The following is a 26,595-nucleotide window of genomic DNA, read 5'->3' as shown; positions in this document are numbered from 1 at the left end:
AAAGGTATTTTTAATATGAAACAAATTATAACATTCGGAGAGGTATTAATGCGGTTATCACCAGAAGGAAACAAAAAATTCATACAAGCTAATTTGTTGGAATTCTATTTTGGTGGCACCGAAGTAAATGTGGGGATCTCCATTGCTAATTTTGGTGAAAAAGTTAAACATATTAGCTGTGTTTCTAACGATTTTATTGGCGATACTGCCATTTCATACATACAAAAATTTGGTGTAAGTACATCGGCTATTGTGCGATCAGACAGACCTTTAGGTGTTTATTTTCTAGAAGTAGGTGCTGTAATGCGTCCAAGTGCTATTTCATATAACCGTTCGCATTCCTCTTTCTCAGAAATAAAACCAGAGATGGTAAAATGGGAAGCTATTTTAAGAAAAGGAAAATGGATACACTGGACAGGAATTACCCCTGCACTTAGCAAAGGCGCTTACGATACCCTTAAGGCAGGTCTTAGTCTAGCTAAAAAATACGGAATCCCAGTGAGTGCAGACCCTACATACCGTAAAGGGTTATGGAAATATGGTGAAAATGCCAAGGATGTTTTAACAGATTTAATTTCATATTCTACCATTTTCATTGGTGGTATTAATGAAATAAATGAAGTTTTAGATACGAATTACGAATATTCAAACGACGATTTTATTGAAGCAAGTAAAGCCTTGATGGATAAATTTCCTTCCATAGAAAAGGTTTTTGATAAAATAAGAACGCCAATAAATGCATCATGGCATAAAATTAGAGCCAGAATGTGGAACGGAAAAGAATTTAGAGAGACAAGTGATTTTGATATTACACACATTATTGACAGAATTGGTACTGGCGATGCTTTTGCCGCTGGTTTAATTTATGGCTTACAGGAGTTTGATGATTATAAATCTATGGAATTTGCAAGTGCAGCATGTGCTTTAAAACACACCTACGAAGGTGATGTAAACTACGCAACAGTCTCCGAAGTTATGGGTATTTTGGATGGTAATGTTTCTGGTAGATTTAACAGATAAACTCATTTAATTTCTATAACTAGCCGAAATTCAATTTGTTTTAATTGCAATTTAAAGAATTGTCATTATTGTATTTTTTGTTATTTATTTTTTTATCAGAAAAAATTAGTTGGAAAAATTGTAGAAATATCAATTTATAATTGAAAAAATACGCATTCTATATTCTTTTGCATTTTTATTCTATTCATTTATTTTTCAGATAAAAATCACTTAAATTGTAATCAAATTAATTGGATTCTTTATGGCATTAAAAATTATAATTTCACATAAAACACTATACAAATACGATCGTTCAGTATCATTATCTCCTCATATTTTCAGGCTTCGCCCTGCCCCACATAGCAGAACACCCATTGAAGCCTATTCTTTAAAAATAAAACCAGAAAATCAGTTTTTTAACTGGCAACAAGATCCTTTTGGGAACTATTTGGCCCGCGTTATTTTTCCAGAGAAAACAAAAGAATTATCTATTGAAGTTGAAATTATAGCCGATTTAAAAACCATCAATCCCTTTGATTTTTTTGTTGAAGAATCAGCCGAAGAAATTCCTTTTAAATATGATGCTATTACAAAAAAAGAGCTTCTTCCCTATTTGGAGATTACTGAAAATGGCGAGCTACTTCAAAATTTTCTTAAAACTATAGATCAAACACCTCGAAAAACCATCTATTTTCTAATTGACATCAATAGGAAAATATATGAGTATCTTAAATATAACATACGTTTAGACCCAGGTGTACAAAAATGTGAAGAAACCTTAAAACTGAAAAGTGGTTCTTGTCGTGATTACGCTTGGTTATTTGTACAAGCTTTACGCCACTTAGGTTTTGGTGCACGCTTTGTTTCTGGGTATTTAGTACAATTAAAATCGGATGAGAAATCCTTAGACGGTCCATCGGGTCCTGAAGAAGATTTTACCGATTTACACGCTTGGGCAGAGGTATATCTTCCAGGTGCTGGTTGGATAGGTTTTGACGCGACTTCTGGGTTATTAGCTGGTGAAGGACATATTCCGTTAGCCTGTACGCCTTCGTTTGAAAGTGCTGCACCCGTATCTGGAATGAGCGATGTTTGCGAAACCGAATTCTTTTTTGAAAATTCAGTAAAACGTATTTTTGAGTCACCTCGCGTTACTAAACCATACACTGAAGAACAATGGGATGCCATAAACGCCCTAGGTTTTAAAGTTGAAAAAGATTTAATAAAAGACGATGTAAGACTTACCATGGGAGGCGAACCCACTTTTATTTCCATTGATGATATGGAAGGTGAAGAATGGAATACAGAAGCCGACGGTGACCACAAACGAGCTCTCGCTAAAAATCTGGCTGCTAAATTATATGATGAATTTAGTGAAAATGGTATTATACACCAAGCACAAGGTAAATGGTATCCGGGTGAGCCTTTACCACGTTGGAATATTGAATTGTGCTGGCGAAAAGATGGTAAAGCCATGTGGAGAAACAGACATAAAAATTTGTTTTGTTTGTTTTCCGAAAATGCAAAATTACCAGCAGATGCCGACAAATTGTTTTTAGAAACACTCACATCATTTTTAGGCATCACAGATAAAACTATTAAACCTGTTTACGAAGATAGTTTCTACTTTTTGTGGGAAGAAGGTAAATTACCTATAGACATTGACCCGACTCAAGAAGACGGTAATATGCTGGTTAAAAATAAACTTAAAGAAATTTTAAAAAATGGCACTACCAAACCTGTTGGGTATGTAGTGCCTATTAATAACCATAAGAATAAATGGTTTACCTGCGAATGGACTTTTAGGCGTCAGCACATCTTTTTAATACCTGGGAATTCGCCCATTGGTTTAAGATTGCCACTTGACTCTCTTTTAAGAAAACCTAAACAGCAGGACTTCCCCATTCATCAACCAGATCAATTTTCTGAGCAAGATGAATTACCACAATACTTTTATTCTGTTTTAGTTCGACGTGAAAAATTTCTAAAAAATAAATTAGATAGTTATAATGATGATTATTTCATAAGAACAGGCTTGTGTGCCGAAGTTAGAGATGAAAAACTTCATTTATTTTTACCTCCTACAGATTCTGCTGAAGTCTTTTTAAATTTGATAGCTTCCATTGAAGCGACTTCGAGTTTATTAAAAATACCCGTGATTTTAGAAGGTTATAGTGCTCCAAAAGATACCCGTTTAGAATCGATGAAAATAACACCAGATCCAGGTGTTATTGAAGTGAATGTACACCCATCAAAAAACTGGTCTGAGCTTACAAACACCACATTCAAATTATATGAATATGCCAAACAATCTCGTTTAGGGACTGAAAAATTCATGCTTGATGGTAAACATACAGGCACTGGCGGCGGTAACCACGTTACTTTAGGGGGTACAACGCCTGCTGATAGTCCGTTACTACGTAAGCCTAGTTTATTACGTAGTTTGTTAACGTATTGGCAGCATCATCCGGGGCTTTCTTATTTATTTTCTGGGGCTTTTATTGGAGCTACGAGTCAAGCACCAAGAATTGATGAAGCTAGAATGGAAAATTTATATGAATTGGAAATTGCTTTCAGTCAAATACCTAAAAATGGAGACGTGCCTTTTTGGTTAACCGATCGATTATTCCGCCATTTATTAACCGACTTAACAGGAAACACACACCGCGCCGAATTCTGTATTGATAAATTATATTCACCCGATTCATCTTCTGGACGTTTAGGTATATTAGAGTTACGTGCTTTTGATATGCCTCCACACCCACGCATGAGTTTGATGCAAAACTTATTGGTTCGTACGTTGGTATCTTGGTTCTGGAACACTCCTTACGAACACGATTTGGTACGTTGGGGTACAGAGTTACACGACAAATTCTTAACAGAACATTACGTAAGAGAAGATATTAAAGATATTGTAGACCAACTAAACAAAGCTGGCTACGCCTTTAAGGAAGAGTGGTTCAATCCGTTTTTTGAATTTAGGTTCCCACTTCATGGCATGGTTGAAATTAATAACATCCACTTAGAGCTGCGTGCTGCCATTGAACCTTGGAACGTTTTAGGTGAAGAAATGACTGGTGGTGGTACTGCCAGATATGTAGATTCTTCCGTAGAACGTGTTCAAGTTAAAGTATCGCATTTTATTGAAGAACGTTATGTGCTTACTTGTAATGGTATTAAGGTACATTTAAATAGTACTGGCGTTAAAGGTGAATATGTAGCTAGTATTCGCTATAAAGCTTGGAATCCGCACTCATCGCTACACCCTACTATTGATGTGGATACGCCTTTAGTTTTCGATATTATAGATACTTGGAACAAACATTCTATTGGTGGTTGTACTTATTTTGTGAATCACCCAGGTGGTCGTTCGTACGAAACCTATCCTGTGAATAGTTATGAAGCAGAATCAAGACGTATTAACCGTTTTTGGGAACAAGGCCATACACAAGGCGATGTTGTTGAAGTTGGAACAATTACTCAAAATGATACCAACTCTGATAGAGGCTTTAAAAAATCTGAAGCTTCGAAAAAATTTATTTATAAAGAATTGCCAATTAATTTCGAATTTCCTTATACCTTAGACCTCAGAAAAAAATAACTGATTGATGCCGATTGATACTAACACGCTTTTCAAAAATTATTTCTCTGATTTTAAGAATTATGATGAAGTTCTAAAATCTAACATGTCCGTGAATACAAATTGGGATAAATTGCTTAATAATATTACCCAAATGGGTACCGAAACCTTGATCTCTAAACAAAAAGAGATGGATTGGTTGATGGATGAAAACGGCGTTACCTATAATGTTTACAACGACCCCAAAGGGATGCATCGTGCCTGGGAATTGAATATTGTACCCTTTATTATCCATGAAAAAGAATGGGAAACTATTGAGAAAGGCATCAAGCAACGCTCCGAATTATTAAATCTTATTTTAAAAGATATATATGGTGAACGCGAGCTTATAAAAAATGGCATAATTCCGCCCGAAGTTATTTTTGCACATCGTGGTTTTTTAAGGCAATGCGACCAAATTCAATATAAAACCGCAAAAAACTTACTCATTTATTCTGCCGATTTAGCCCGTGGTCCCGATGGCCGCATGTGGGTTGTAAACGACAGAACCCAAGCCCCTTCTGGTATGGGTTATGCACTGGAAAACAGGTTTTCGACCAGCAGAATTTTACCAGATATTTTTAAAGATATCAATGTAAAACAACCTTCGCATTTCTTTTTCTATTTCAATCAAATGCTTATTGAAGCGGCACCACAAAACAAGGAAAACCCTAATATTGTTATTCTTACGCCAGGGCCGTTAAACGAAACTTATTTTGAGCATGCTTACATGTCGTCGTTCTTAGGATATCCTTTGGTAACAGGAAACGATTTGGTTGTACGCAACGGTAATGTTTGGATGAAATCTTTAAAAGAACTGAAACAAGTTGACGTAATTTTAAGGCGTGTTGATGATGTTTTTATGGATCCTTTAGAGCTTCGTGAAGACTCCTACTTAGGTGTTGCTGGCTTACTCGATGTTGTGAGACAACAACACGTTTCCATTGTAAACCCTATAGGCAGTGGCGTTTTAGAAAATTCGGGACTCATCCCGTTTATGAATGCTATTTGTAAATATTATTTTAAAGAAAATTTAATATTACCTTCTATAGCCTCTTGGTGGTGTGGACAAAAAGAAGAACGTAGCTATGTTTTAAATAACTTAACCAATTTGGTTGTAAAACGCATAGACCGTTCCAACAGAGAAAACATCTTTTTCTGTGAATTTTTGAAACCAAATCAGCTTGAAGCACTCAAACAAGAAATTCTTTCCAATCCTTGCATTTTTGTAGCTCAGGAGAAAATATCATTCTCTACAGCGCCCGATTTTGTAGATGGTAAGCTAGAACCTAGAAAAGTAATGTGCCGCACCTTTTCTATTGCACATAAAGATGGCTATTCTGTGATGCCTGGTGGTTTGGTACGTGTTGCTGCCGAACGCGAAAATTTATTTGTATCCAACCAACGTGGTGGCGTAAGTAAAGATTTTTGGATTGTTACAGACCAAGAACAAACTAATATACAAAGTTATTCCTGGGATGACAACTGTAAAACTTCCATTTCCGGCATTAACGATTTACCTAGTAATACTGCCGAAAATTTATATTGGTCTGGCAGGTATTTAGGCAGAGCTTTGGTTACTGCCCGTTTTTTACGCACCGTGCTTAACAAAATAAGTAACGAACAATACACGAAACAAAAAACGCAATCGGAGAGTTTACTTAGTTTATTTCAATCGGTTACCAACATTACCTCTACCTTTCCTGGTTTTATAGGTGAAGAAGGCGAAGATGCTTTAAAAGATCCTTTAAAAGAAATACTTTCTTTAATGATTGATGGCGATCGCGTTGGAAGTTTTGCACAAACGCTTTCCAGTTTTAATAACTCGTACTATTCATTACGGAATTTATGGAGTAAAGACATGTGGCGGGTTTTTGATGGTATTCAAAAAATTTGGAAACGCTTTGTAGAAGATGATGATAAAACTTCTACCACTGCCCTTATAAAAGTATTGGATAGGATTATTACCAGACTTATTGCCTTTATGGCTCTTATAGAAGAAAGTATTTTGGTTGAACAAGGTTTACTCTTATATTTTATAGGTTTGCAAACCGAACAAGCCACTATGAATATTGCTAAATGCCGTTCGCTTTTAGTGATGAACCACAAAGAGCAACCTCAATATGAGATTTTAGAAGCTTTATTAACCAGCCACGAAAGTTTAAACATTTACCGCTATAGTTACCGCTCGTATTTAAGTATTGAAAACGTGATCCATTTGGTTTTATTAGATAAAGACTATCCGAAATCGCTAACGTATCAACTACGCCGTATTCAAAAAGATATTGATAGATTACCACACTCTGAAGTGACCGGAAAAGCGACTGACTGTCAAAAATTTATTTCAGAAGCCAACTTTAAAATTCGAAGTTTAAATATCGATACACTTTTAGAATTAGATGCAGAGGGTATTATTAGAGAACATCTGGACAACGTTTTAGCAGAATTGAGCGACTTACTGCATGAAATGAATTTATCCATATCTGATACTTATTTCAACCATTCGTATCAACAATCGCAATTGGTTAATCAAAATTTCCCGCTTTAATTATGGAGTTTCAAGTAATACATACTACCAGTTACGAATATGAAAGTGGCGTTACCTTTTGCCATAACATAGCCACTTTAAAGCCTAAAACTATGTTGGGGCAAACATTGTTAGATTATAAACTAGATATAAGCCCTGAACCGGCAGAAATAACCGAACGCACCGACTTTTTTGGCAATACCATCACGCGTTTTTCTATACAAAAATATCATAAAGAGCTTAAAGTAACTGCAAAAAGTAGGATATTGAGAGATTATACGTTGCAACCCGATATTGGAACCTCTGTTACTGGTAAAACTATTAATTTAGAAAATGCTTTAGAGCTTTTAAAGAAGAACACACCCGAACATATTGATGCGAAGCAGTTTATTTTAGAATCTATATTTATTGCTAAGATTACCCCCGAAATGAAAGCCTATGCTGAAGTTTCTTTTAAACCGGAACGACCTGTTTTCGAGGCGGCTTTTGACTTGATGACCCGTATATTTACTGAATTTAAATTCGATTCTGGCTTTAGTACCATTGCAACGCCACTACACGAGGTGATGAAAGAGAAAAAAGGGGTGTGTCAAGATTTTGCTCAAATTGCTATTGCTTGTGTACGCTCTATAGGCTTGCCTGCACGCTATGTAAGTGGGTATATTGAAACATTGCCACCTCCAGGAAAAGAAAAATTGGTGGGTACCGACGCTTCGCATGCATGGTTTTCGGTTTACATCCCTACGTTTGGGTGGATTGATTTTGACCCTACCAACAACCAAATACCAAAAAACCAACATATTACCGTGTCTTGGGGGCGCGATTACTACGATGTGCCACCTTTAAAGGGTGTGATTTACAGTACGGGTAAAAATAAGATGCAGGTATCGGTTGACATTAGGCCTGCTTAAGGTTTATGCTTTGGTTTATTTTCTATTAATTATTTTTGAACACTTCTTTTTTTAATTCGCAATTTGAAAAACCAGAGGCATTTTATATAAAACATTTACTGGTTTTCCATTTTTTGTTCCTGCTTTTAAATTTGGTAATAATCCGATAACTTCAATTGCATTTTCGTTCATAATTTTTGGTCCCCCATTTGCAGTAATGTTTATTGGTTTTCCGTTTATATCAATTACAAACTCAATATTAATTCTAATCCTACCTGTTACATTTGCCTCTTGCGCTAAATTAGTATTGAATTTCCTAATTAGGTGCATATTGATATATTTACTTGTACAATCTTTTCTTTTATCAACGTTCCATTTTGATTTACATTCAGGTGCTAATGGTGGATTTTCAACTAGGTCAAATTCTACCATTTGAGATTCATCAATTTCTTTAGTTATTATTTCTGATTTTGAGTAATCAGCACTTTCTGTTTTTCCTGATTTTGACTCAACAACTTTAGGTTCTGAAGGCTTATCGTTACTCAGTTTTTCCATTTCTAATCGAATCATAGGCAAAATGAAATAGATTTTACCATTGTTTTCATGGAAAGTAATATGCATTGCAGAAAATCCATCACTTTCTGTTCCAATTAGAATTTGGGAATTTTTTATTATCCAATTTTGATTATCAAGAAAGAACAGTTCTTTCATTCTTTCATCGCCTAACTTTCCGTATTTAATCCGAAAAACTTTATTCCCTTTAAAATTAAATTTTGAGTCTAAAAAAGCATCCTCAATTAATTTTAAAGCTTCTTTTTGTGGAACGTCTTCAGAATTTGGAATATCAACATTAATAGCTTTCCATTCTCCCATTATTATTTCGTCATTCAAGTTTTGAGCCATTGTAAAAAGGCTAAAGATTAAAGTTGAAATTACTAGTAATTTATATTTCATAATGTTCTTTTGAAATTTTGGGTAACTTTTTTGTGTAAGTATAGTTACAATTTGTGTGCGATGGTTTTTCAAAGTGAAATAATAAACTGGCAAATACCCCTGCTACCTTCGCTGCCGCATAATTGTATTGTGCGATTTTGTTTATTATATTTAAAATATACCTTTATTTTTTTTTACAATACACCAAACTCTCCAAAAACAAATCTTTATATTCGTTTCTGGTAAAGACATCGAGCCAACCTACTACAGAAAAACTGATAAAATGCAAACCCCTCTGGATTGTGAATTTATAATTTCTACTCATACTTTTATTTTATATTTTTTTCTTTATATTAATTATAGTTCTTTTTTATGTACTAACCACACGATGCAATCGTGCGGTAGCGGGGTTGTAAGGTTTATTTACAAAGAAGGTTGCATGTTTGTGGGCAAGGATTTTTTGAAGGAAAATTAGAAGGTAGCAAACATTTAGTTGGGCGAAAAACAACTATTTTTATATACCACTTTGTTGTGTGTAACTTTTATTTTCTTTATTAGCGTTATGTACAACTTTCTTTTTTTCATCTAAATACTTAGCTTTAGAAATGGGTTCAATTAAATCTATCTTTCCTTCTTTATCAAGAATTACACGACTATATTTAGATAATGTGTCGGCAACTTGGGAGTAAGAAGGATCGATAAGCGGAGTTGCTTCAACAACATATTTTTGTTCTCCGTATATGTAAGGAATCAACCAAAATTTGGAATAAACAACCCCATCCATTAATGCTAGGCATCCGGGTATTGCATCTATAGTATTGGTGATTGCTTGATCAATTTTCACCATCCTCGTTGGAATAATAATTATCCATCTTGACTTGTCTTCACCTGTAACTTTTTCAGAAGCCTTTTTTAATGAACTTAACTTTTCAAGTTCAACACTTTTAGTTGATATAAGTGTAAAATTAAATAAGTTTTGAGAGCACCCTGATAGGATAAAACTTAGAAGAGCAAGGAGGATGATTTTTTTCATAAGTAATCTTTCATTTTTTTTAATTACACAAAACTACGGTGTAATACAGTTTTTATTTCACATATCCATCATATAAGTGTGCTAGAATGTGTTTTTTTACTACTACGTAAATATAAATAATTACTTATATATGTATTACATACAAACAAATATACTAAATGTTTACCTACAAAATAATACGTTCTTTTAATGTCATTTTAATTTCGTTCCCCCATTGTCCAGCCAAACCCCCAACTAAACAAAATATGGTCGAACCAAGGACGAACAAAACCCGAACAAAACTCGAACAAAACCCCCGTTTTTTTAGCGTTTGTCTCAAATCGTCCCAAATCGTCTCAATTTGTGTCAAATAGTGTCAATATGTATCACGGCTTGATAGTTTACTTATGGTACAGTAATTTTGTTAGTATTTCCCATTTCTATATATAATGTGTATGATATAAGCAAATAGTTATGCTAAATTGAAATACATAGCTATCTAATTTCACCATTAATTTGTAAACTTTTTTATAGCGTGTTTTAAGGATTATAAAAGCCCCCTTAATGTTAAAATGTTATGGAAATTCATAATAAGTTTCCTCCTTAATAATTCAATTTAAAACGAAACTATCACCCCTAAACCACTTTCATGCCCATTATAAAAAGGCATCACCATAGCGTTAAGCGTTTCTTTGTCTTTTAAAAGGTGTTTTTTAATAAAGGGGTGCGTCCAGTACGCTATTTTGGTACTTAGTATACCTATACCGGCACCAGCGGCAACATCGGTAAGCCAATGTCTATCGTTATATACCCTGAATAAGCCAGTTCCTGTTGCAATAACGTAGCCTGTAATACCATACCAAATGGATGTATCTTTATACTCCTGCATTAAAAATTCGGCTCCCATAAAAGCCGTAGCTGTGTGACCCGATGGAAAGGAGTTGTTGGAACTACCATCTGGCCGTACCACAGTACCCGTATGTTTTAAAACGTTAACGGTACCACCCATAATGAGGTAGGCGGTTCCTAAAATAATGGTACGGTCTTTAAAATTATGTTTACCATTTATGCCCAATGCATTTAGTGCGTACACACTGGCAAATGGGGTGTATTGAGAGATGTCGTCTATGGTAAATTTATCGTCAATATGCTCTTTTACTTCTTCGCTTATTTCAGAATTTACTAGCTTTAATGTATGGCTCTCCAACCCTACTACACCATAACCAATTAAAAGTGTTGGTATTATTAAGGCTTTGGGTTTAAAAGTTGTGGTATTACTACTTGGTACAGAGTCGTTCTGGGTATTTTGACTTCTGGATGTGTAACTTATCAGTAAAAAAATAACAATAAAAAAGGTTGGTTTCATGTGGTTGGTACTTTATAGTAAAGCATAAACGAAAGTATCATTTATTCATTAAATACGGCTAACTTCCACAATAATTTAGTATCGATTGATCATAAAAAAACCTTTTCAACTAAATGGAAAAGGTTTGTAAAACATGTAGAGAGCTTTTCTGGTTACAGACAATTAACCAACCAAATTAACCCTAACTTAAAGTTAATCCTGTACACGTACTTGACTCTCTACAATATCTTTTATGGGAATAATAAATTTTCCGCTGGCTGTTTTTAAGGTTATGGTAATACCATCAATAGACACGACTTCACCTTTTACATTGTTAAATTCTATTATTTGTCCAATTTCATAAGTTTTTCTGGCATAAAATGTTCTTAATAAATCGCCAACTACCTTATTGGCACCAATACCAAATGCTAAAGAAAAAGCCAATAGTAGCGACCCAAGAATCATGGTCACGTTATTGGTAATAATTTCTGTATCTATACCTGCTAAATTTAAAGCTGTAATTGAAATAAAAATTAAAAGAATAAAAAACACTATTTGGCTAATAATTTTAGAACCAGACAGTTCCATAGATTCAAATAAAGATTTAAGTCCTTTTTTAATTATGTTAGCAAATAGCAAGCCTGCAATAAATACAATTAATGCGGCGAATAATTTGGGTAAATAACTTAAAAAGTCGCTTATTTGATTAGATATAATTTCTAAACCTAATATATCGGATGCCATAATTAATAGCATGATATAAATTAACCACTTAACAAAAATTGAAACTGTTTTTATAGTATTGAAGTTTAGCTTTTTACCTTCAATAATTTCAATATCGTTTATGGTAGCATCTAATTTATCGGCCTTGGCAAGTATTAGCACCTTTTTTATAATGCGAACAGCCAGTTTAGCAAAAAGCCAACCAATTATTAAAACGACTATGGTTCCTATAATATTGGGGAATATGCTTGAAATTTCAAACCAAACTTTGGTTAAAGATTCCATTGCTATCTCTTTCCATGCTACTGCTTTTTCCATTTTACTTATATTGTTAGGGTTGGTTGTTTTTTACTTTTTTCTATTGCTTATTACGGAGTTTATTACGTTTCCAATATTGTATGAAAACAAGGTTGCTAAATCCATAAGCAACTTAGCCATGGCAATATCGTTCATTACCTTAGCTTTTAGCTCTGGCGGAACTTCCTTGAGTGGCTGGTTTATATGCTTAAACGGGTTTTCCATTAGCTAAAGTTTTCATTATACACGGTTATAAGCCTGTCTTTAGCACGCTTAATTCTCATCTTAACTGCACTTTCACCAATACCTAGTACACTTTCAATATCTTTAATAGACAAGAAATCTTGGTATTTTAATAATAAAATCATTTTTTCATCAGGTGAAATTAATTCGAGAGCTGCCTGTAATTTATCTACTTTCATCGTTAGAAAATCACTTTCACATTCTATATCTGAAATATTTTCTATATCGGCATAATCAACCGATTGTTTCTCAATTTTTTTTGCGGTATTTCTGGTAACATAATTTACACAGTGGTTATAGGTAAACGCATAAAGCCAGGTTGAAAATTTTGCAGTGCCTTTAAAGCTTGCCAATTTAACAAAGAGTTTTAAAAACACATCTTGGGTTAAATCTTTAGCCTCTTCTTCATCTTTGGCAAAACCATAACATTTATTAAAAACCAACCTGGAATACCTATCGTACAAGATTTCGAAAAGCAATGTGTCGTTAGTGCTCACAATGGCTTTTACCAAATCTTCATCAGGCAGTTCGGTACTGTTGGTTAGAGTTTTCAAATGCAGCTTTCGCTAGTTTAATTGTTTATCTTTTGTTTTAGACACAAATGCTTTTGGGAAGTCACATATTCTTAATAAAAAAAATAAAAAAAAAGAGCCTTAGCAAAGACTCTTTTTTTATAATCCCTAAAACAACTTTTTTGTCAATAACAACTTTTGTTTTAGGTTAAATACAATAACTAGAAAAGCTTTGTATTTTAACCAAATTCCAACCACTTAGAAAGACAAAAGTATATGGGTCACTGATAAAACAGTTATCGATTAATAGCATTGCAAATATTGTCAATAGATGTTAAATGTACTAAAATTATACTACGCATTTACTACGCACCTACGTAAATGATTGTTTTTAATGATTTAGGCACAAAAACAATACTTAATTGATATTAGATTATACTAAAGAAATATCTTTAAATAGATCTTTTAGATGGTCAACCAATGATGTTTCTTTCGTATTCAAGTTAATTTTTTTAGAAATTCTGTATCGCTTACTTTCTAAGGCCCTTACCGATATGTTTAAAAACACTGCTATTTCCTTATTTTTAAAGTCCATATACAAATAATAACATATAATTAGCTCAGAGTCATTTAACTGTGGGTATTTAGATTTTATACTATTAAAAAACTCAACATTAAGTATATTTATTAACTCTAAATGATTTTCACTTTTATCTACAAGTGTTGATGAGTTATGATGTAAGTTTTTATATAAGTCTTTTATTTTTTCGCGTTGAACAGGCACTTCGTGTATCGTAGAAATATTTTTTACCTCTTTTTTTAAATTAACGATATACTCCTCTAAACCCAATACCTTTCCGGTTAGTTTTTCATTATTTGATTTTAGGTAAGATAGATTTTTCACTTTATTTAAGGAATCTTTCAATTTATACTTATTTTTTCTGTAATAAATAAAATAGAAAATACTTGAAAAAAACAATACGAAAAATAAAGTTGCTGCCAACACACCATTCCAAAACTTCTTCTTACTTTCATCTTCCAAATCTGATTCTGTTTTTAGCAATACATTGTTTGTTTCGATGCTAGCTTCTAAATTTTTATTGTGTACTTTATTTTCTAAAAGGATGATAGAATCTAGGTATATTTCCGTTTTGTTTAAATCGCCTAATAATTTGAAAGTATCTGCTTTAAGGGTGAAATACTTTCTTTTCATATCATTACTCATAGAATTCCTTTGTTTTACAGCTTGGGATAGATAGTGTGAAACGGAATCTATTGATTCGTGTTTTAAATAATATTCGGCAAACAACAGGTTAATTCCTATGCTAAACGACTCATAATTAAAGCTAACGATAGTAGGGTTGGCTTCTAATCTTTCAAATTCATTTAGGTACTTGTATGCCTTCGGTAAGCTGTCTAATTCAATATAGCTGGAAGTTAGCATATAGGTAGCAAACATATAAAAATAGGCATCTTCTTCTACCTTTTTATAGGTGTTTAAGTTTTTTAACAGCAATTTATTACTAGAATTAAAATGTCTATCTGAAAAGTAGGCGTAAGCATGCATTTGTTCAACTTCTAAAAGCCCGTTAGCATTATTGTCTAATTCAAAATAGGTCTTAGCTTTGTCTAAATAAATGTTAGCCAAGGAATCTTTTCTAGCATAAAATAAGTTAGAAAACAGTTCTAAACAGGCGTTACCTGCCAGTTTATAATTATTCTCTTTATCGGCATATTTAAGTGCCTGTAAATAACTTTGATGGATGCCTGCATGTTCACTATATTCACCATGTAACAAAGCCTTTATTGAATAATAATCGGCAAGACGTCCTTTGATATTATCTTCAATAGGTTCTGGGATAGAATCTAAAAACGCTTCGGCTTTTTTTGAGAATTCATTTATATAAATTTTTGCTGAATCTACAAAACGAATATATTGGTCATGCTTTCCGTTTTGGCAATAGCTGCTAACACAAAACACAAAAAAGCATAAAAATAATGCTATTTTATTTGTATGAATGTTGAGAGACTTGAACAAAAAAAGTGCTATTAAAAATAGTTTGGTTTAATTAAATACTTCTAAATAATAATTATTTAAGCAAAATAACAAAAAACACATATAAATCATTACTGTTTTTTAAGAATTTCTTATTAAAAGACCTAAAATATTTTTAAAAAGAAAGTGCCTTATTGTTTTTTTTATATTGCTTGTTAGGGTTTTGAAATTCAACAAAATACACATATTTTATTGATTATGTATGGTTTAATAAAATATTTGCCAAAGTATAAGAGTCTTTTTTGGTTAAAAAATAAAGTATAACGTATTAAAAAAATTACTCTAATTCTATAATTTCAGCAAGATGCATAAAGTTGTCTTGCCAACGCTCAAAACGATCGTCAAAATTATCAGAAAATACCAAATATTGGCACCTTCCTATACTTTCGGGTGTTCTGGTAACCTCGGCAAAATTGCTATTTCTAAATAAAAATTCGGCATCTTCAACAATACACATTTGCAACTTGTTTAAGTTGATGCCATTTAAATAAAAAATTCTATTTAAACGTTTTGGAGTGGCTATCACAATATCGGTTCCTAAATACAGTTCTTCGCGTTGTAATTCCATGTTATGTTCTTCGTAAGCACAATATATTCTTAAATCGGTTCCTTTGGAATAGGTGTTGAATATTTCAGCAAGCTTTAAAGATTCTTCTTTATCTTTTACAAATATTAAAGCTCTGGGCGCATCTTCAAAAGCAGCTTTTAATTTGTTGATAACGCTAATTACAATACTTGTTGTTTTTCCGGCATTTTTAGGCGCAATTACAAACAAGCTTTTACCTCCTCTTATTTTTGAAAGGATTTCCGTTTGAAGCGGATTGGGCTTAGTAATACCGTTACGTTGTAAATTATCTTTAAGAGGTTCTATTATTTTTTTGAATGACATTGATGAATTTCGTTTTATAAAAAACAAAGGTAACCTTTTAAAAATTCAATTAGAAATTGTTAGTAAGAATATAAATATGTTTTAAACCCAATGCTTTTGAAAGATATTTTAAACACTTTATTTTAATAAATTATGAATAAACGTTAGTTTTTGTATCACTTTGTCGGGTACAATAAATGGGTAAATATCTGGTAACCCCATCGATCTATTTAAACTATTTGCTACACATGTTAAAGCAATACTGGCATCAAAAATATCTTTAAAATTTTCTGTAAAATACGGATTGGGACAGGTATCTATTACTAGTTTTTTTACATATTCTTTATTGGGATAAAACGACATGCCGAAACCACTAGCAGTTTCCAAGGTATCCATTAAGTGTAAATAATGCGCCCAAGTTTCCGCCCAATCTTCCCAAGGATGTGAAGTGGCGTATTCACTAATATAATTTTGATTCCAATTATTAGGAGCCCCATTTTTATAATGCTTTTCTAAAGCCTCGCTATAATCTAATCGTTCATCTCCAAATACCTGTCGGAACGATTCTATATTAGAGTCATTAAATAAAAGTTCCCAGTAATAATGACCAATTTCATGCCTAAAGTGCCCTAAAAGTGTTCGATAGGCTTCATTCATTTGCTTTCGTAATTGCTCGCGTTGTACGGAGTCTGCTTCTGTAAGTATGATGGTAACTACGCCATCTGCATGCCCAGTTACTGCATTTTCTTTATTGTTTTCTGATAAAAAATCGAAAGCAATGCCATTTTCATCTTGTAATTTAGATTTAATAGGCAATTTAAGCTTTAACAACTGATAAATTAAACGATGTTTGGCAGTTTCTAATTTAACCCATTTATTAAAATGATCTGTGTTAGACCTGTTAGGAACTGTTCTGTTTAAACTACATGCTAAACAAAATTCTGTATTTACATTGTTATCTACTAACCAATTACAAACACCCAAATTAAAGTTAGAACACAACTTTGAAAAATTATCTTGATTGTTATTAGGAATATCAAATGCATCCAAATAATGATTATAACCTATAGAAGTGTTGCAGTTTTCGCAAATGGTGTTTTCAAAAAAAACAGGCGATTTACAATTAGGACATTCAAAAATTTTCATAGTGGTATATTTTAAACACGCTTATTTAAGAATGGTTGGCTATAATCAAATGTAATATTTTAATTTAAACTTGGATGAATTAATTATACCAAAAAGAGCGTTCATTTTTTTGAACGCTCTTTTCTAACTATTAGTCACTCTGTAATTAAAACTCTAAATCTGCTACTAAATCAAATTCATCGTAAATAGCTTTGTCCTTCAATCCATCAAAAAAGCTAGTAGAACCATAACGTACATCGTATTTTGTTCTATCCACCTTTAAATTAGCCGTTGCTTTGTTTCCGTATATTGAAACGGTGAATGTTATCGGGTTCGTTTTTCCCTTAATGGTTAAATTGCCAGTAACACTGTATGAATTTTTACCTGAAGCTGTTACTTTACTAAATACTAATGTTGATGTCGAGTGGTTTTCTACACCAAAGAAATCATCAGATTTTAAATGTTTATCCAATTTTCCTTTATATTCTCCTTCTAAATCGGTTGAGCTTATCGTTGTCATATCAATTACGAACTCACCTCCTACTAATTTATCGTTATCAAAACTTAAAGACCCCGATTTGATCGCGATAGTACCCTCATGAGAACCTGTTACTTTGTAACCTTTCCAAACCAATTTACTTTTATCGGTTTTAATGTCTTTTTTCTCAACAGCCTTTGTGAATGAGAAGGTTGTAAACGCTACTAAAGCGACGATTGCTAAACTTTTAATTGCTTTTTTCATTTTTCTTATTGTTTTGTTTTTAGTTTATGATCCGTAATAAAATTTTTCTTTTATAATTTTTCCGTCTTTCCATTCTTGAACAGCCACTTGCGTAAATTTTTTAACCCCTAATTCTTTATGTGTGAAATCTAAATACCACTCTACCATGGTGGTTTTTTCACCTATAGTTACTTTTAATGGTTTGGCACATCTAAATTCGGTTAATGAAGCGTAAAACGCTTGTTTCTGCTTTTTACAAATCTCTTTACCTATACATACTTCATTATCATTTTCTTGCATTACTACATCGTCATGATAATAGGTGTCAAAAGCTTCTAACCCTTTTCCTTGAAGGATTAAATCGTTTACTGCGCTTATTTTTTCTATTAAAGTATTCATAATAAATTACTGGTACAAATATCTAAAACAAATGCGCAACAAAAAATGACCTAGTTTATTAAATAATATTAAACTAGATTAACATTTATTGTTCTAAAATAAGCTGGCTTTTAATTTTACTAAGGAATTCTTTAGTAATACCAAGGTAAGAAGCGATCATATATTGAGGAATACGTTGCTCTATAAGAGGATATTGATCTCTAAAATAAAGATATTGGTCTTTTGCTGAAAGACTAAAATTTCTAACAATACGTTTTTGTGACGCTACAAAGGCCTTTTCTATTATTTGTCTAAAAAAACGTTCAAGCTTTGGGATTTCACGATATAAATCTTCAATAATATCATAAGAAAACATGACTAATTCTGAATTTTCTAAACATTGAATATTAAAATCGGCGGGAGTTTGGGTAATGAAGCTACCCATATCCGAAGTCCACCAATCTTCTATAGAAAACATAAGAATATGCTCTTGCCCTTCTCCATCCATATAAAATGTTTTGGTACAACCTGATAGTACGAAGCACGAAAACTTACATATATCACCCTGTTGCACAATGTATTGTCCTTTTAAATATTTTCTAACGGTAATTTTAGATTCCAGAAAAACAACCTCATCAGAGGTTAAATCTATGTAATTACTCATATATTTTAAAAGTGGCTCAATTGTCATCTTTAAATAGGTTTGATTACAAATTTAACAATATATGAATGGTTTATTAATCTAAATTAACTTTTAACTTATTTAATAAGGGTATTTTTGCAGCATGCAAAAAACAGAGACCTTCAAATTTGAATTTGTGGCTTTAATGGCTTCATTAATGTCTATTGTAGCCTTATCAATAGATGCGCTTTTGCCTGCATTACCAGATATTGGTACCACACTACGTATTAAAAACCCAAGCGACAACCAATTACTTATAACCATGATTTTTTTGGGCATTGGCTTTGGGCAATTAGTATTTGGCCCCATATCAGACAGTTTGGGAAGAAAACCTGTGGTGTTTTTTGGATTTATAGTATTCATTTTGGCTAGTATTGTATGTGTAAACACCAAAAGTTTTGAGGTAATGGTTATTGGGCGCATACTGCAAGGTATTGGTTTAGCTGCACCTAGGAGTTTAACCATTTCAATGATTCGCGATTCGTATAGCGGTAATTATATGGCTAAAATAACCTCTATTGTGGTCATGTTTTTTATAATGGTACCCGTAATTGCACCAACATTAGGCACTTTTTTACTTTACTTCTTTAGTTGGAAAGCTATTTTTTATTTCAATCTTGGTTTTGGTGTTTTAATAATGTATTGGTTTTGGAAACGCCAACCAGAAACACTACCAAAAAAGAAACGTATAAAGTTGACGCCAAATCTATTTGTAAATGGTGCTAAAGAATTTTTTAAATATCCTGAAGCTATTGCATATACATTAATTTCTGGTTTTATAACAGGTTCGTTTATGGTGTATTTAAGTACATCGCAACAAATTTTTGAAACGCAATATAATTTAGCAGATATGTTTCCATACATATTTGCAAGTTTGTCAATCTCTATTGGTCTTGCTACGTATTTAAACAGCACCTTAGTTGTTAAATTTGGTATGTTGCGCCTTGGGTATTTAGCAACTATTGGCTATTGTTTGGTTTCGTTGCTATATGTGGTTTTGTTTTGGTCTGGAAACAACCCAAGTATTTACGTTTTAATTGGTTTTTTTGCTCTTCAATTTTTTTCTGTTGGCTTTTTATTTGGAAATTTAAGAGCCTTGGCTATGCAACCCTTAGGACATATTGCAGGTATTGGTGCAGCACTAAACGGATTTATATCTACCGTTATGGCAGTTCCTATTGCCAATTTTATAGGAAGTTTTGTTAAAACATCTGTATTACCGCTGTTTATTGGTTTTTCTATTTTTGGTGTATTATCATTGCTGGTGTTTCTTCGGTTGAAAAAACAAAACCAAGTGATAAGCTTAGCTTAGGTTATTTAATGATTTAGAAAAAAAAATCATTACAAGACAATATAATTACCCGAATCATTTCAACGCCAACTTACTATAAATAGCGTTCTTTTATAATATTAATATGCCACGTGTAATGTCCTAAAATTACAAACGCTGCTGCTCTTGCAGACATTGGGTTTTCATTGGCATTACCAATACATTCTAAATCTTCATCATTTAAAGACTTTAGCAAAAGTATAAAACTGTGTCGCACCGCTTTAAACTCTTCCAAAAGGGATTCTATACTTTTATTTTTAGCTTGTGAAGGTTCTATATAATCGTTTTCCTCAAAGCCTGGTAGCGATGTTTTATCATGTCTGGCAATACAAAAACAACGGTATTGAAAAACACGTTCGGTATCAATTAAATGTTGAAACACTTCTTTAACACACCACTTTTTATCTGCATAGGCATAATTCAACTTGACCGCAGGAATGTTTTCAAAAAAATCAATAATCGCTTCAGAGCTTTTCTTAAAGCCATCTATTAACTCTATATCTTTTGGCACTAATGCCAAGTAATTACCATAAAACGAATGATGTTCGGTTGGCTGTATATCTGAAATTTTCATAATAACCTTTTTTAAATTTTTGCTTGATACGTATATAAATCGTAATATCTACCTTCTAAAGCAATCAATTCTTGATGGGTGCCACGTTCTACAATATTTCCAACTTCAATCACTAAAATTTGATCTGCTTTTTTAATGGTACTTAAGCGGTGGGCGATCACAATAGTGGTTCGGTTTTTTATTAATTCTGATAAACTTTTCTGAATTAAAGCTTCACTTTCTGTATCTAAACTCGAAGTGGCTTCATCTAAGATAATGATTTTTGGATTAGCAAGAATAGCACGTGCAATCGCTAAACGTTGGCGTTGACCACCTGATAATTTTACGCCACGTTCACCTATCAAGGTGTCTAAACCATCATCAAACCGATCGGTAAATTCGTTAACATAAGCGGCTTTAACAGCGTTTTGTAATTCGGTTTCGCTAGCATCTGGTCGTGGAAACATAATATTTTCACGAATGGTGCCTTCAAACAAAAATTCATCTTGCAAAACCACGCCTAAATATTTTCGATAGGTGCTTAACTTCACTTTCGATAAATCTTGGTTATCAATAGTCACCATGCCCGATTTAGGAGTTAAGAACGTGGCTGATAACCCTGCCATAGTAGATTTTCCTGAACCCGAACTTCCTACTAACGCCGTAACAGTACCTGCAGGAACCGTGAAATTGATGTTGTGCAATACTTCTTTGCCTTCATCATAAGAAAAAGACACGTCCTTAAAGGTAATCTCTCCTTTTAAATCTTTTAAGTGAATGGTGCGCTGTGCATTATCTTCTTCGGCTGTCATATTCATGAGTTCTTCGGTTCTGTCTAAACCTGCTAAAGCTTCAGTAAGTTGACTACCTATATTACTCATTTGCACAATAGGCGCAATCATAAAACCAAGAATTAGGGTGAAGAATAGAAAATCGCCCGTGGTCATTTCACCAATAATCATATAATAACCTCCCATTCCCATAATACCAGTAGTTGCAACACCTATTAAAAAAGTGGAGGAACTCGTCATAAATGCAGTTGCCGTCAAACTTTTTTTTACGTTTTGATATAGTTTATCAACGCCTTTTTCAAATACAATTTGTTCTTGCTCTTCCGCATTAAAAGCTTTAATGACGCGAACACCGGCTAAAGTTTCGGTTAAACGCCCTGTAACCTCAGCATTAATTTTTCCTCTGGTTCTAAAAATAGGACGAATGTATTTAAAGGCACGAAGCGCAATGTATCCGAAAACGGATAATGGTACGAACACAAAAAGCGTCATCCACGGATTTAATTTTATTAAAATAACCAACGACACAATAGCCGTAAAACTACCACCAACCAATTGCACCAAACCAGTACCAATTAAGTTTCGTACACCTTCAACATCACTCATAATACGCGATACCAAAGCACCCGATTTAGTGTTATCAAAAAAACTAATAGGTAATGAAAGTACCTTTTTTTGAACCTGTGCGCGCAATTCGCTAATTAAAAACTGTGCTTGTACACTTAAAATGCGAGTTAGTAAAAAAGAGGTAACGGCTTGCACTAAAATAGCTGTTAAAACAATGGCTATTAGGGTGTAAAGTTGCGTATAATCTTTATTTGGTATCACCTCATCTAGCAACACTTTACTTTGCCAAGGTAAAATTAAACCGGAGATACTTTTAATCACTATTAAAATCAACCCAATAAAAACCAAATTACGCCTGGGCCAAATTATGGTTTTAAAAGCCTGGGCCATTGTTACTTTAGATTTTGTTTTATCGGTGTTTTTTGAAGTTTCTTTTAGGTGTCGCATTTTAAGAATTCTTGTAATAAAAATGTATAGTAAAAATAACCATTCTAAATGGTGTATTGTACAAATAAATTTAAATAAAAAACCACTTTTAAAAAAGTGGTTTTAAATGTGTTAAACGTTATTAGCCTTTAATCGCGTTTTGCTTTTTTAGCAAGTTTTGCAGCTTTCTTTTCTTTTGGGGTTAAAAGTGGCTCTTTTTTAACCGTTTTCTTAGCGTCTTGTGATTTTGCCATAATAAATAAATTTAATTAAACAATATTAAGCTTTTAGCACAATTCTAAATCGTGCTTTGCCATCTTCCAAATGCTTTATGGCTTTATTAACTTCTTCCATTTTAAATTCTTCAACCGTTGGATAGATGTTATGCCTAACGCAAAATTCCAACATTTTTTTGGTTAATGCAATACTTCCTATAGGACTTCCTCCAACCGATTTTTCACCCATAATTAAACTAAACGCTGGAATAGCCATCGGCTCTAAAACCGCACCAACAGTGTGTAGTTTACCTTGTGGTGCCAATGTAGTTAAATAAGAATTCCAATCGAGTGTTACATTGGTGGTGTTCAAAATAAAATCTAATGTGCCAGCAATACCTTCTAAAACTTCAGGTTTTGTGGAATCGACCACATGGTGTGCTCCCATTTTTAAAATCTCTTCTTTTTTATTTGGGTTTGAGCTAAAAGCCGTCACTTCGCAACCCCAAGCTTTTAAAAACTTAATAGCCATATGCCCTAAACCGCCAACACCTATAACCCCTACTTTATCGGTTGGTTTAACGCCAGATAATACAATGGGATTGAATACGGTGATGCCACCACAAAATAACGGACCTGCTTTTGCCATATCCAAATCTTTTGGCAACGGAATTACCCAGGACCAATGCCCTCTAACAAAATCGGCAAAACCACCATGGCGTCCAACAATGGTCGATTCTGAACTTCCGCATAAATGCTGTTTTCCATCCAAACATTGGTTGCAGTGCATACAAGCACCAGAACTCCACCCCATGCCTACTTTGTCGCCAATTTTCAAACCTTTAACATCTTTTCCTAAAGCAGCAACTTCGCCAACAATTTCATGCCCTGGTACTAATGGAAATTGACTCATGCCCCAATCGTTATTAATCATACTTAAATCGGAATGACAAATACCACAATAATCTACCTTAATATCAATTTCTTCTGTACCTATCTCTGGTAAATCATATTGAAATTTTTCTAGTGTTGCACCAGCTTCTTTGGCTGCATACCCATTTACTTTTTTCATAACTTTAGGATTGGATTAATATTTTTAAAGATACAAAAACCTCTGTAACTTTTATCTGAAAGAAGTTAAATATAGTTTAAATTTTATCTGCTTATTCACTAAATTTACAACCTCAACATTAATTAAATTTAAACATTATGAAAGTAATTGGAATTGGTAAAAACTATGTAAGTGATAAATCTGAAATTGCAGAAATTAAAACTGGAGATCAACTCATATTTTTAAAGGCAGAAAGTACTATTGTTACAAATAACAATAATATTGAGTTTCCTTCTATTACTAAAGAACTAGCTTATGAAGTTGAATTAGTTGTTAAAATTGGAAAAAAAGGAAAAGATATTTCAGTTGAAAATGCCCATTCTTACATTTCTGAAATAGCCGTTGGTATTGACTATACCGCTAAAGACGTTCTTACAGCTAGTAGAGCAAACAAAGGCCCTTGGGCATTAGCAAAAGGGTTTGATGGTGCATCGCCTATTTCGGGCTTTAAACCGGTTTCAAATTTTTCAGATTTAAACAATATCAATTTTGATTTAGTTATCAATGGTGAAAAAAAACAAGTAGGAAACACTGATTTTATGATTTATAGTTTTAGTGAAATCATAGCTTTTGTATCTAAGTATATGACGCTAGAACCAGGTGATCTTATTTTTACAGGAACCCCTGCACTTGGTACTGGTTTAAATGTGAAAGGCGATCACTTACAAGCTTCTATTGAAGGTGAATTACTGTTAGATTTTAAATTGATTTAAATATAAAAAGCCTTTAAATAAGACTCGTAACTTTAATGAATGAAAAATTCTATTGCAGAACGTGTTAACGATTTTTTAAAAAATCATCCGCCTTTTAATATTTTAAAAGCGGATGATTTATTAGAAATTTCAAGGCAAGTCTCCATCATTTATTTAGAAAAAGACGATACCCTTTTTAAAAAAGGTGATACTTTTAACGAGCATTTTTATATGGTGAGAAATGGTGCTATCACCTCTTTTCATACCGATTCCAATAATGTACAAGAAATTGTAAACATAAGTGATGCCGGTGATATTTTTGGTGTTCGACCACTTATTGCTAAAGAAGATTATAAACTTACTGCTACTGCCAACGAAGAATCTATTGTATATGCCATTCCTATTAACATCTTTCAAGCAGTAACTCAAAATAACGCTAGCGTATATAAATTTTTAATTACTGCGTTTGCTACTAATGCCTACGATCCATATACAGCGGAAGAAACAGGCAAAATATTTGCAGATTACTTACCTAATACGTCGCAAGATATTGTTAGTTTTCAAACAGCAAATTATTCTAAAAACCCAATTACCTGCAATTTAAATTCGTCGTTAAAAGAGGCTGCTATCAAAATGAGCACCTATAAAATTGGCTGTATAATTGTTGTAAACGATAATACCCACCCAGTTGGTATCATTACCAATAGCGACATAAAAAACAAAATTGCCACGGGTTTATTTCCCATAGAAACGCCCGTTACCAATATTATGACTTCACCCGTAATTACCGATAAAAAAGATTTAACGGTAGCCGATGGACAATTACAAATGATAAAACACAACATTGGGCATTTATGTATTACTAAAGATGGTACAGTGAACTCTAAATTAGTTGGTGTTTTAACACACCATGATGTTTTGGTTACTTTAGGCAACAATCCTTCAGTTATTTTAAAAGAAATAAAACGTGCCAAACGCACTAAAAAATTACGAACTGCCAGACTTAAAGCCAATACACTTTTAAAAAGTTACTTAGAACAAAATATTCCCATTTCCCATATTGTGAAAATTATATCGCAAATCAATGATACTGTTACGGCTCGTGCTATAGAAATAGCTTTAAAAAAAATGCCCATGCCACCTCCTGTTTCATTCTCTTGGATGTCCATTGGTAGCCAAGGTAGAAAAGAACAACTGCTATTTACAGACCAAGATAATGCCATTATTTTTGAAGATGTGACTGAAAAAAACTATGAAGAAACAAAGACTTACTTTTTAGAATTAGCAAAATTGGTAACAAAATCATTAAACAAAATTGGATTTGAATATTGTAAAGCAGACATGATGGCTAGCAAGACGGAATGGTGCAAGTCTTTAACAGAATGGAAACTACAATTTGATGACTGGATTTCTAACCCTGATGAAAAAGCGATCCTGCTATCATCCATATTCTTTGATTATAGTACTGTTTATGGAAACAACAGTTTGGTGGATGAATTATCAGATTCTATTTATAAATCTTTAGAACAATCTTCCCTGTTCTTTAAATTTTTAGGAAGGGATGCTCTTAAAAACCCGCCACCACTAGGTTTTTTCAAACAATTCTTCGTGGAAGAAAATGGTGAACAAAAAGACCTTTTCAACATAAAAAGCAGAGCTTTGATGCCTTTAATTGATGCTGCCCGATTACTCATTTTGAGCCATAATATAAAAGGCATCAACAACACATCGGAACGTTTTGAAAAAATGGCAGAAATAGAGCCTAATAACAAAGAGCTTTATCAATCGTGCTCATATGCTTTTAAAGCATTGTTAAAATTCAAAACCAAACAAGGTCTTTTACATAACAATTCTGGCAAATTCATCAAACTAGAAACACTCACCAAAGAAGAAAAGCTAAAATTAAAACGCTGCTTTAAACCTATTAAAGAAATTCAAGAAACTTTAAAGATAAGGTTCGATTTAAAAAACTTCATGTAA

22 protein-coding genes are annotated in these 26,595 nt (G+C 33.1%); 7 read left to right on the top strand and 15 right to left on the bottom strand.

Annotated features, from left to right (window positions below; all coding sequences use genetic code 11):
• The first annotated feature begins 15 nt into the window (after positions 1-15).
• From EV196_RS17840 to EV196_RS17825, 4 genes are all read left to right on the top strand, one after another.
• The gene (locus EV196_RS17840) at positions 16-1,020 is read left to right on the top strand and encodes a sugar kinase (RefSeq protein ID WP_132219142.1); all 1,005 of its coding nucleotides are present in this window, start codon (positions 16-18) and stop codon (positions 1,018-1,020) included.
• Positions 1,021-1,261: 241 nt separating this feature from the next.
• The gene (locus EV196_RS17835; RefSeq protein WP_132219141.1) at positions 1,262-4,600 is read left to right on the top strand and encodes a transglutaminase family protein; all 3,339 of its coding nucleotides are present in this window, start codon (positions 1,262-1,264) and stop codon (positions 4,598-4,600) included.
• Positions 4,601-4,607: 7 nt separating this feature from the next.
• Positions 4,608-7,166 carry a circularly permuted type 2 ATP-grasp protein gene (locus tag EV196_RS17830; protein ID WP_132219140.1) on the top strand — a complete coding sequence of 853 codons (2,559 nt, stop codon included), beginning with the start codon at positions 4,608-4,610 and terminating at the stop codon, positions 7,164-7,166.
• Between the two features lie 2 nt (positions 7,167-7,168).
• Positions 7,169-8,056, top strand: a complete 888-nt coding sequence (locus EV196_RS17825) for a transglutaminase family protein (protein WP_132219139.1) — start codon at positions 7,169-7,171, stop codon at positions 8,054-8,056.
• Between the two features lie 51 nt (positions 8,057-8,107).
• On the opposite strand, the gene EV196_RS17820 is transcribed toward EV196_RS17825, so the two are convergent.
• The 12 genes from EV196_RS17820 to EV196_RS17770 form a co-directional block, all read right to left on the bottom strand.
• Positions 8,108-8,989 (bottom strand): energy transducer TonB, encoded by an 882-nt coding sequence (locus tag EV196_RS17820; RefSeq protein ID WP_132219138.1) that lies wholly within the window; start codon positions 8,987-8,989, stop codon positions 8,108-8,110.
• A gap of 493 nt (positions 8,990-9,482) precedes the next feature.
• The gene (locus EV196_RS17815; RefSeq protein ID WP_132219137.1) at positions 9,483-10,001 is read right to left on the bottom strand and encodes a lipoprotein; all 519 of its coding nucleotides are present in this window, start codon (positions 9,999-10,001) and stop codon (positions 9,483-9,485) included.
• 595 nt (positions 10,002-10,596) lie between these two features.
• A complete protein-coding gene (locus EV196_RS17810; protein ID WP_132219136.1) occupies positions 10,597-11,346 on the bottom strand; it encodes a phosphatase PAP2 family protein in 750 nt (249 codons plus the stop codon).
• A 192-nt stretch (positions 11,347-11,538) separates the two neighbouring features.
• Complete coding sequence (locus tag EV196_RS17805; protein ID WP_132219135.1) at positions 11,539-12,366, bottom strand: mechanosensitive ion channel family protein; 828 nt, start codon at positions 12,364-12,366, stop codon at positions 11,539-11,541.
• Between the two features lie 30 nt (positions 12,367-12,396).
• Positions 12,397-12,570 carry a hypothetical protein gene (locus EV196_RS19955; protein WP_165876194.1) on the bottom strand — a complete coding sequence of 58 codons (174 nt, stop codon included), beginning with the start codon at positions 12,568-12,570 and terminating at the stop codon, positions 12,397-12,399.
• Positions 12,570-13,142 carry an RNA polymerase sigma factor gene (locus EV196_RS17800; RefSeq protein WP_132219134.1) on the bottom strand — a complete coding sequence of 191 codons (573 nt, stop codon included), beginning with the start codon at positions 13,140-13,142 and terminating at the stop codon, positions 12,570-12,572. Before EV196_RS17800 ends, EV196_RS19955 begins: the two co-directional genes overlap by 1 nt.
• Before the next feature lie 391 nt (positions 13,143-13,533).
• Positions 13,534-15,138: a helix-turn-helix transcriptional regulator gene (locus EV196_RS17795; RefSeq protein WP_132219133.1), complete on the bottom strand. Its 1,605-nt coding sequence runs from the start codon at positions 15,136-15,138 to the stop codon at positions 13,534-13,536.
• Between the two features lie 295 nt (positions 15,139-15,433).
• The gene (locus tag EV196_RS17790) at positions 15,434-16,045 is read right to left on the bottom strand and encodes a DEAD/DEAH box helicase (protein ID WP_132219132.1); all 612 of its coding nucleotides are present in this window, start codon (positions 16,043-16,045) and stop codon (positions 15,434-15,436) included.
• Between the two features lie 117 nt (positions 16,046-16,162).
• The gene (locus tag EV196_RS17785) at positions 16,163-17,170 is read right to left on the bottom strand and encodes a zinc-binding metallopeptidase family protein (RefSeq protein WP_132219131.1); all 1,008 of its coding nucleotides are present in this window, start codon (positions 17,168-17,170) and stop codon (positions 16,163-16,165) included.
• A 145-nt stretch (positions 17,171-17,315) separates the two neighbouring features.
• Complete coding sequence (locus EV196_RS17780; RefSeq protein ID WP_132219130.1) at positions 17,316-17,891, bottom strand: YceI family protein; 576 nt, start codon at positions 17,889-17,891, stop codon at positions 17,316-17,318.
• Between the two features lie 24 nt (positions 17,892-17,915).
• Positions 17,916-18,269 (bottom strand): nuclear transport factor 2 family protein, encoded by a 354-nt coding sequence (locus EV196_RS17775; protein WP_132219129.1) that lies wholly within the window; start codon positions 18,267-18,269, stop codon positions 17,916-17,918.
• Between the two features lie 85 nt (positions 18,270-18,354).
• Positions 18,355-18,912 carry a Crp/Fnr family transcriptional regulator gene (locus EV196_RS17770; RefSeq protein ID WP_243652276.1) on the bottom strand — a complete coding sequence of 186 codons (558 nt, stop codon included), beginning with the start codon at positions 18,910-18,912 and terminating at the stop codon, positions 18,355-18,357.
• 121 nt (positions 18,913-19,033) lie between these two features.
• Between EV196_RS17770 and EV196_RS17765 the strand changes: the two genes are divergently transcribed.
• Positions 19,034-20,242, top strand: a complete 1,209-nt coding sequence (locus EV196_RS17765; protein WP_132219127.1) for a multidrug effflux MFS transporter — start codon at positions 19,034-19,036, stop codon at positions 20,240-20,242.
• A gap of 73 nt (positions 20,243-20,315) precedes the next feature.
• Here EV196_RS17765 and EV196_RS17760 read toward each other — a convergent pair whose 3' ends face one another.
• The 3 genes from EV196_RS17760 to ahr all read right to left on the bottom strand — a co-directional run bounded on the left by EV196_RS17760 (position 20,316) and on the right by ahr (position 23,884).
• A complete protein-coding gene (locus tag EV196_RS17760) occupies positions 20,316-20,834 on the bottom strand; it encodes a DinB family protein (RefSeq protein ID WP_132219126.1) in 519 nt (172 codons plus the stop codon).
• A gap of 11 nt (positions 20,835-20,845) precedes the next feature.
• On the bottom strand, positions 20,846-22,618 hold the full coding sequence (locus EV196_RS17755; protein WP_132219125.1) for an ABC transporter ATP-binding protein: 1,773 nt from the start codon (positions 22,616-22,618) through the stop codon (positions 20,846-20,848).
• Positions 22,619-22,876: 258 nt separating this feature from the next.
• A complete protein-coding gene (ahr, locus tag EV196_RS17750; RefSeq protein WP_132219124.1) occupies positions 22,877-23,884 on the bottom strand; it encodes an NADPH-dependent aldehyde reductase Ahr in 1,008 nt (335 codons plus the stop codon).
• A 137-nt stretch (positions 23,885-24,021) separates the two neighbouring features.
• On the opposite strand from ahr, the gene EV196_RS17745 reads away from it, so the two are divergent.
• Both EV196_RS17745 and EV196_RS17740 read left to right on the top strand, forming a co-directional pair.
• Positions 24,022-24,636 (top strand): fumarylacetoacetate hydrolase family protein, encoded by a 615-nt coding sequence (locus EV196_RS17745; protein WP_132219123.1) that lies wholly within the window; start codon positions 24,022-24,024, stop codon positions 24,634-24,636.
• 39 nt (positions 24,637-24,675) lie between these two features.
• Positions 24,676-26,595 carry a DUF294 nucleotidyltransferase-like domain-containing protein gene (locus EV196_RS17740; RefSeq protein WP_132219122.1) on the top strand — a complete coding sequence of 640 codons (1,920 nt, stop codon included), beginning with the start codon at positions 24,676-24,678 and terminating at the stop codon, positions 26,593-26,595.

Source organism: Mariniflexile fucanivorans, assembly GCF_004341235.1.
GTDB lineage: Bacteria > Bacteroidota > Bacteroidia > Flavobacteriales > Flavobacteriaceae > Mariniflexile > Mariniflexile fucanivorans.
Note: the sequence above shows the minus strand (reverse complement) of the source record. Positions and strands in the feature narration are given on the sequence as shown.

Bases quoted from the DNA above. Each gene is read 5' to 3' on its own strand.
- EV196_RS17775 (WP_132219129.1), bottom strand. From the start codon at position 18,269: ATGAATACTTTAATAGAAAAAATAAGCGCAGTAAACGATTTAATCCTT.
- EV196_RS19955 (WP_165876194.1), bottom strand. From the start codon at position 12,570: ATGGAAAACCCGTTTAAGCATATAAACCAGCCACTCAAGGAAGTTCCG.
- EV196_RS17830 (WP_132219140.1), top strand. From the start codon at position 4,608: ATGCCGATTGATACTAACACGCTTTTCAAAAATTATTTCTCTGATTTT.
- EV196_RS17805 (WP_132219135.1), bottom strand. From the start codon at position 12,366: ATGGAAAAAGCAGTAGCATGGAAAGAGATAGCAATGGAATCTTTAACC.
- EV196_RS17765 (WP_132219127.1), top strand. From the start codon at position 19,034: ATGCAAAAAACAGAGACCTTCAAATTTGAATTTGTGGCTTTAATGGCT.
- EV196_RS17840 (WP_132219142.1), top strand. From the start codon at position 16: ATGAAACAAATTATAACATTCGGAGAGGTATTAATGCGGTTATCACCA.
- EV196_RS17740 (WP_132219122.1), top strand. From the start codon at position 24,676: ATGAAAAATTCTATTGCAGAACGTGTTAACGATTTTTTAAAAAATCAT.
- ahr (WP_132219124.1), bottom strand. From the start codon at position 23,884: ATGAAAAAAGTAAATGGGTATGCAGCCAAAGAAGCTGGTGCAACACTA.
- EV196_RS17780 (WP_132219130.1), bottom strand. From the start codon at position 17,891: ATGAAAAAAGCAATTAAAAGTTTAGCAATCGTCGCTTTAGTAGCGTTT.
- EV196_RS17755 (WP_132219125.1), bottom strand. From the start codon at position 22,618: ATGCGACACCTAAAAGAAACTTCAAAAAACACCGATAAAACAAAATCT.
- EV196_RS17825 (WP_132219139.1), top strand. From the start codon at position 7,169: ATGGAGTTTCAAGTAATACATACTACCAGTTACGAATATGAAAGTGGC.
- EV196_RS17820 (WP_132219138.1), bottom strand. From the start codon at position 8,989: ATGAAATATAAATTACTAGTAATTTCAACTTTAATCTTTAGCCTTTTT.
- EV196_RS17835 (WP_132219141.1), top strand. From the start codon at position 1,262: ATGGCATTAAAAATTATAATTTCACATAAAACACTATACAAATACGAT.
- EV196_RS17745 (WP_132219123.1), top strand. From the start codon at position 24,022: ATGAAAGTAATTGGAATTGGTAAAAACTATGTAAGTGATAAATCTGAA.
- EV196_RS17760 (WP_132219126.1), bottom strand. From the start codon at position 20,834: ATGAAAATTTCAGATATACAGCCAACCGAACATCATTCGTTTTATGGT.
- EV196_RS17770 (WP_243652276.1), bottom strand. From the start codon at position 18,912: ATGAGTAATTACATAGATTTAACCTCTGATGAGGTTGTTTTTCTGGAA.
- EV196_RS17815 (WP_132219137.1), bottom strand. From the start codon at position 10,001: ATGAAAAAAATCATCCTCCTTGCTCTTCTAAGTTTTATCCTATCAGGG.
- EV196_RS17810 (WP_132219136.1), bottom strand. From the start codon at position 11,346: ATGAAACCAACCTTTTTTATTGTTATTTTTTTACTGATAAGTTACACA.
- EV196_RS17785 (WP_132219131.1), bottom strand. From the start codon at position 17,170: ATGAAAATTTTTGAATGTCCTAATTGTAAATCGCCTGTTTTTTTTGAA.
- EV196_RS17790 (WP_132219132.1), bottom strand. From the start codon at position 16,045: ATGTCATTCAAAAAAATAATAGAACCTCTTAAAGATAATTTACAACGT.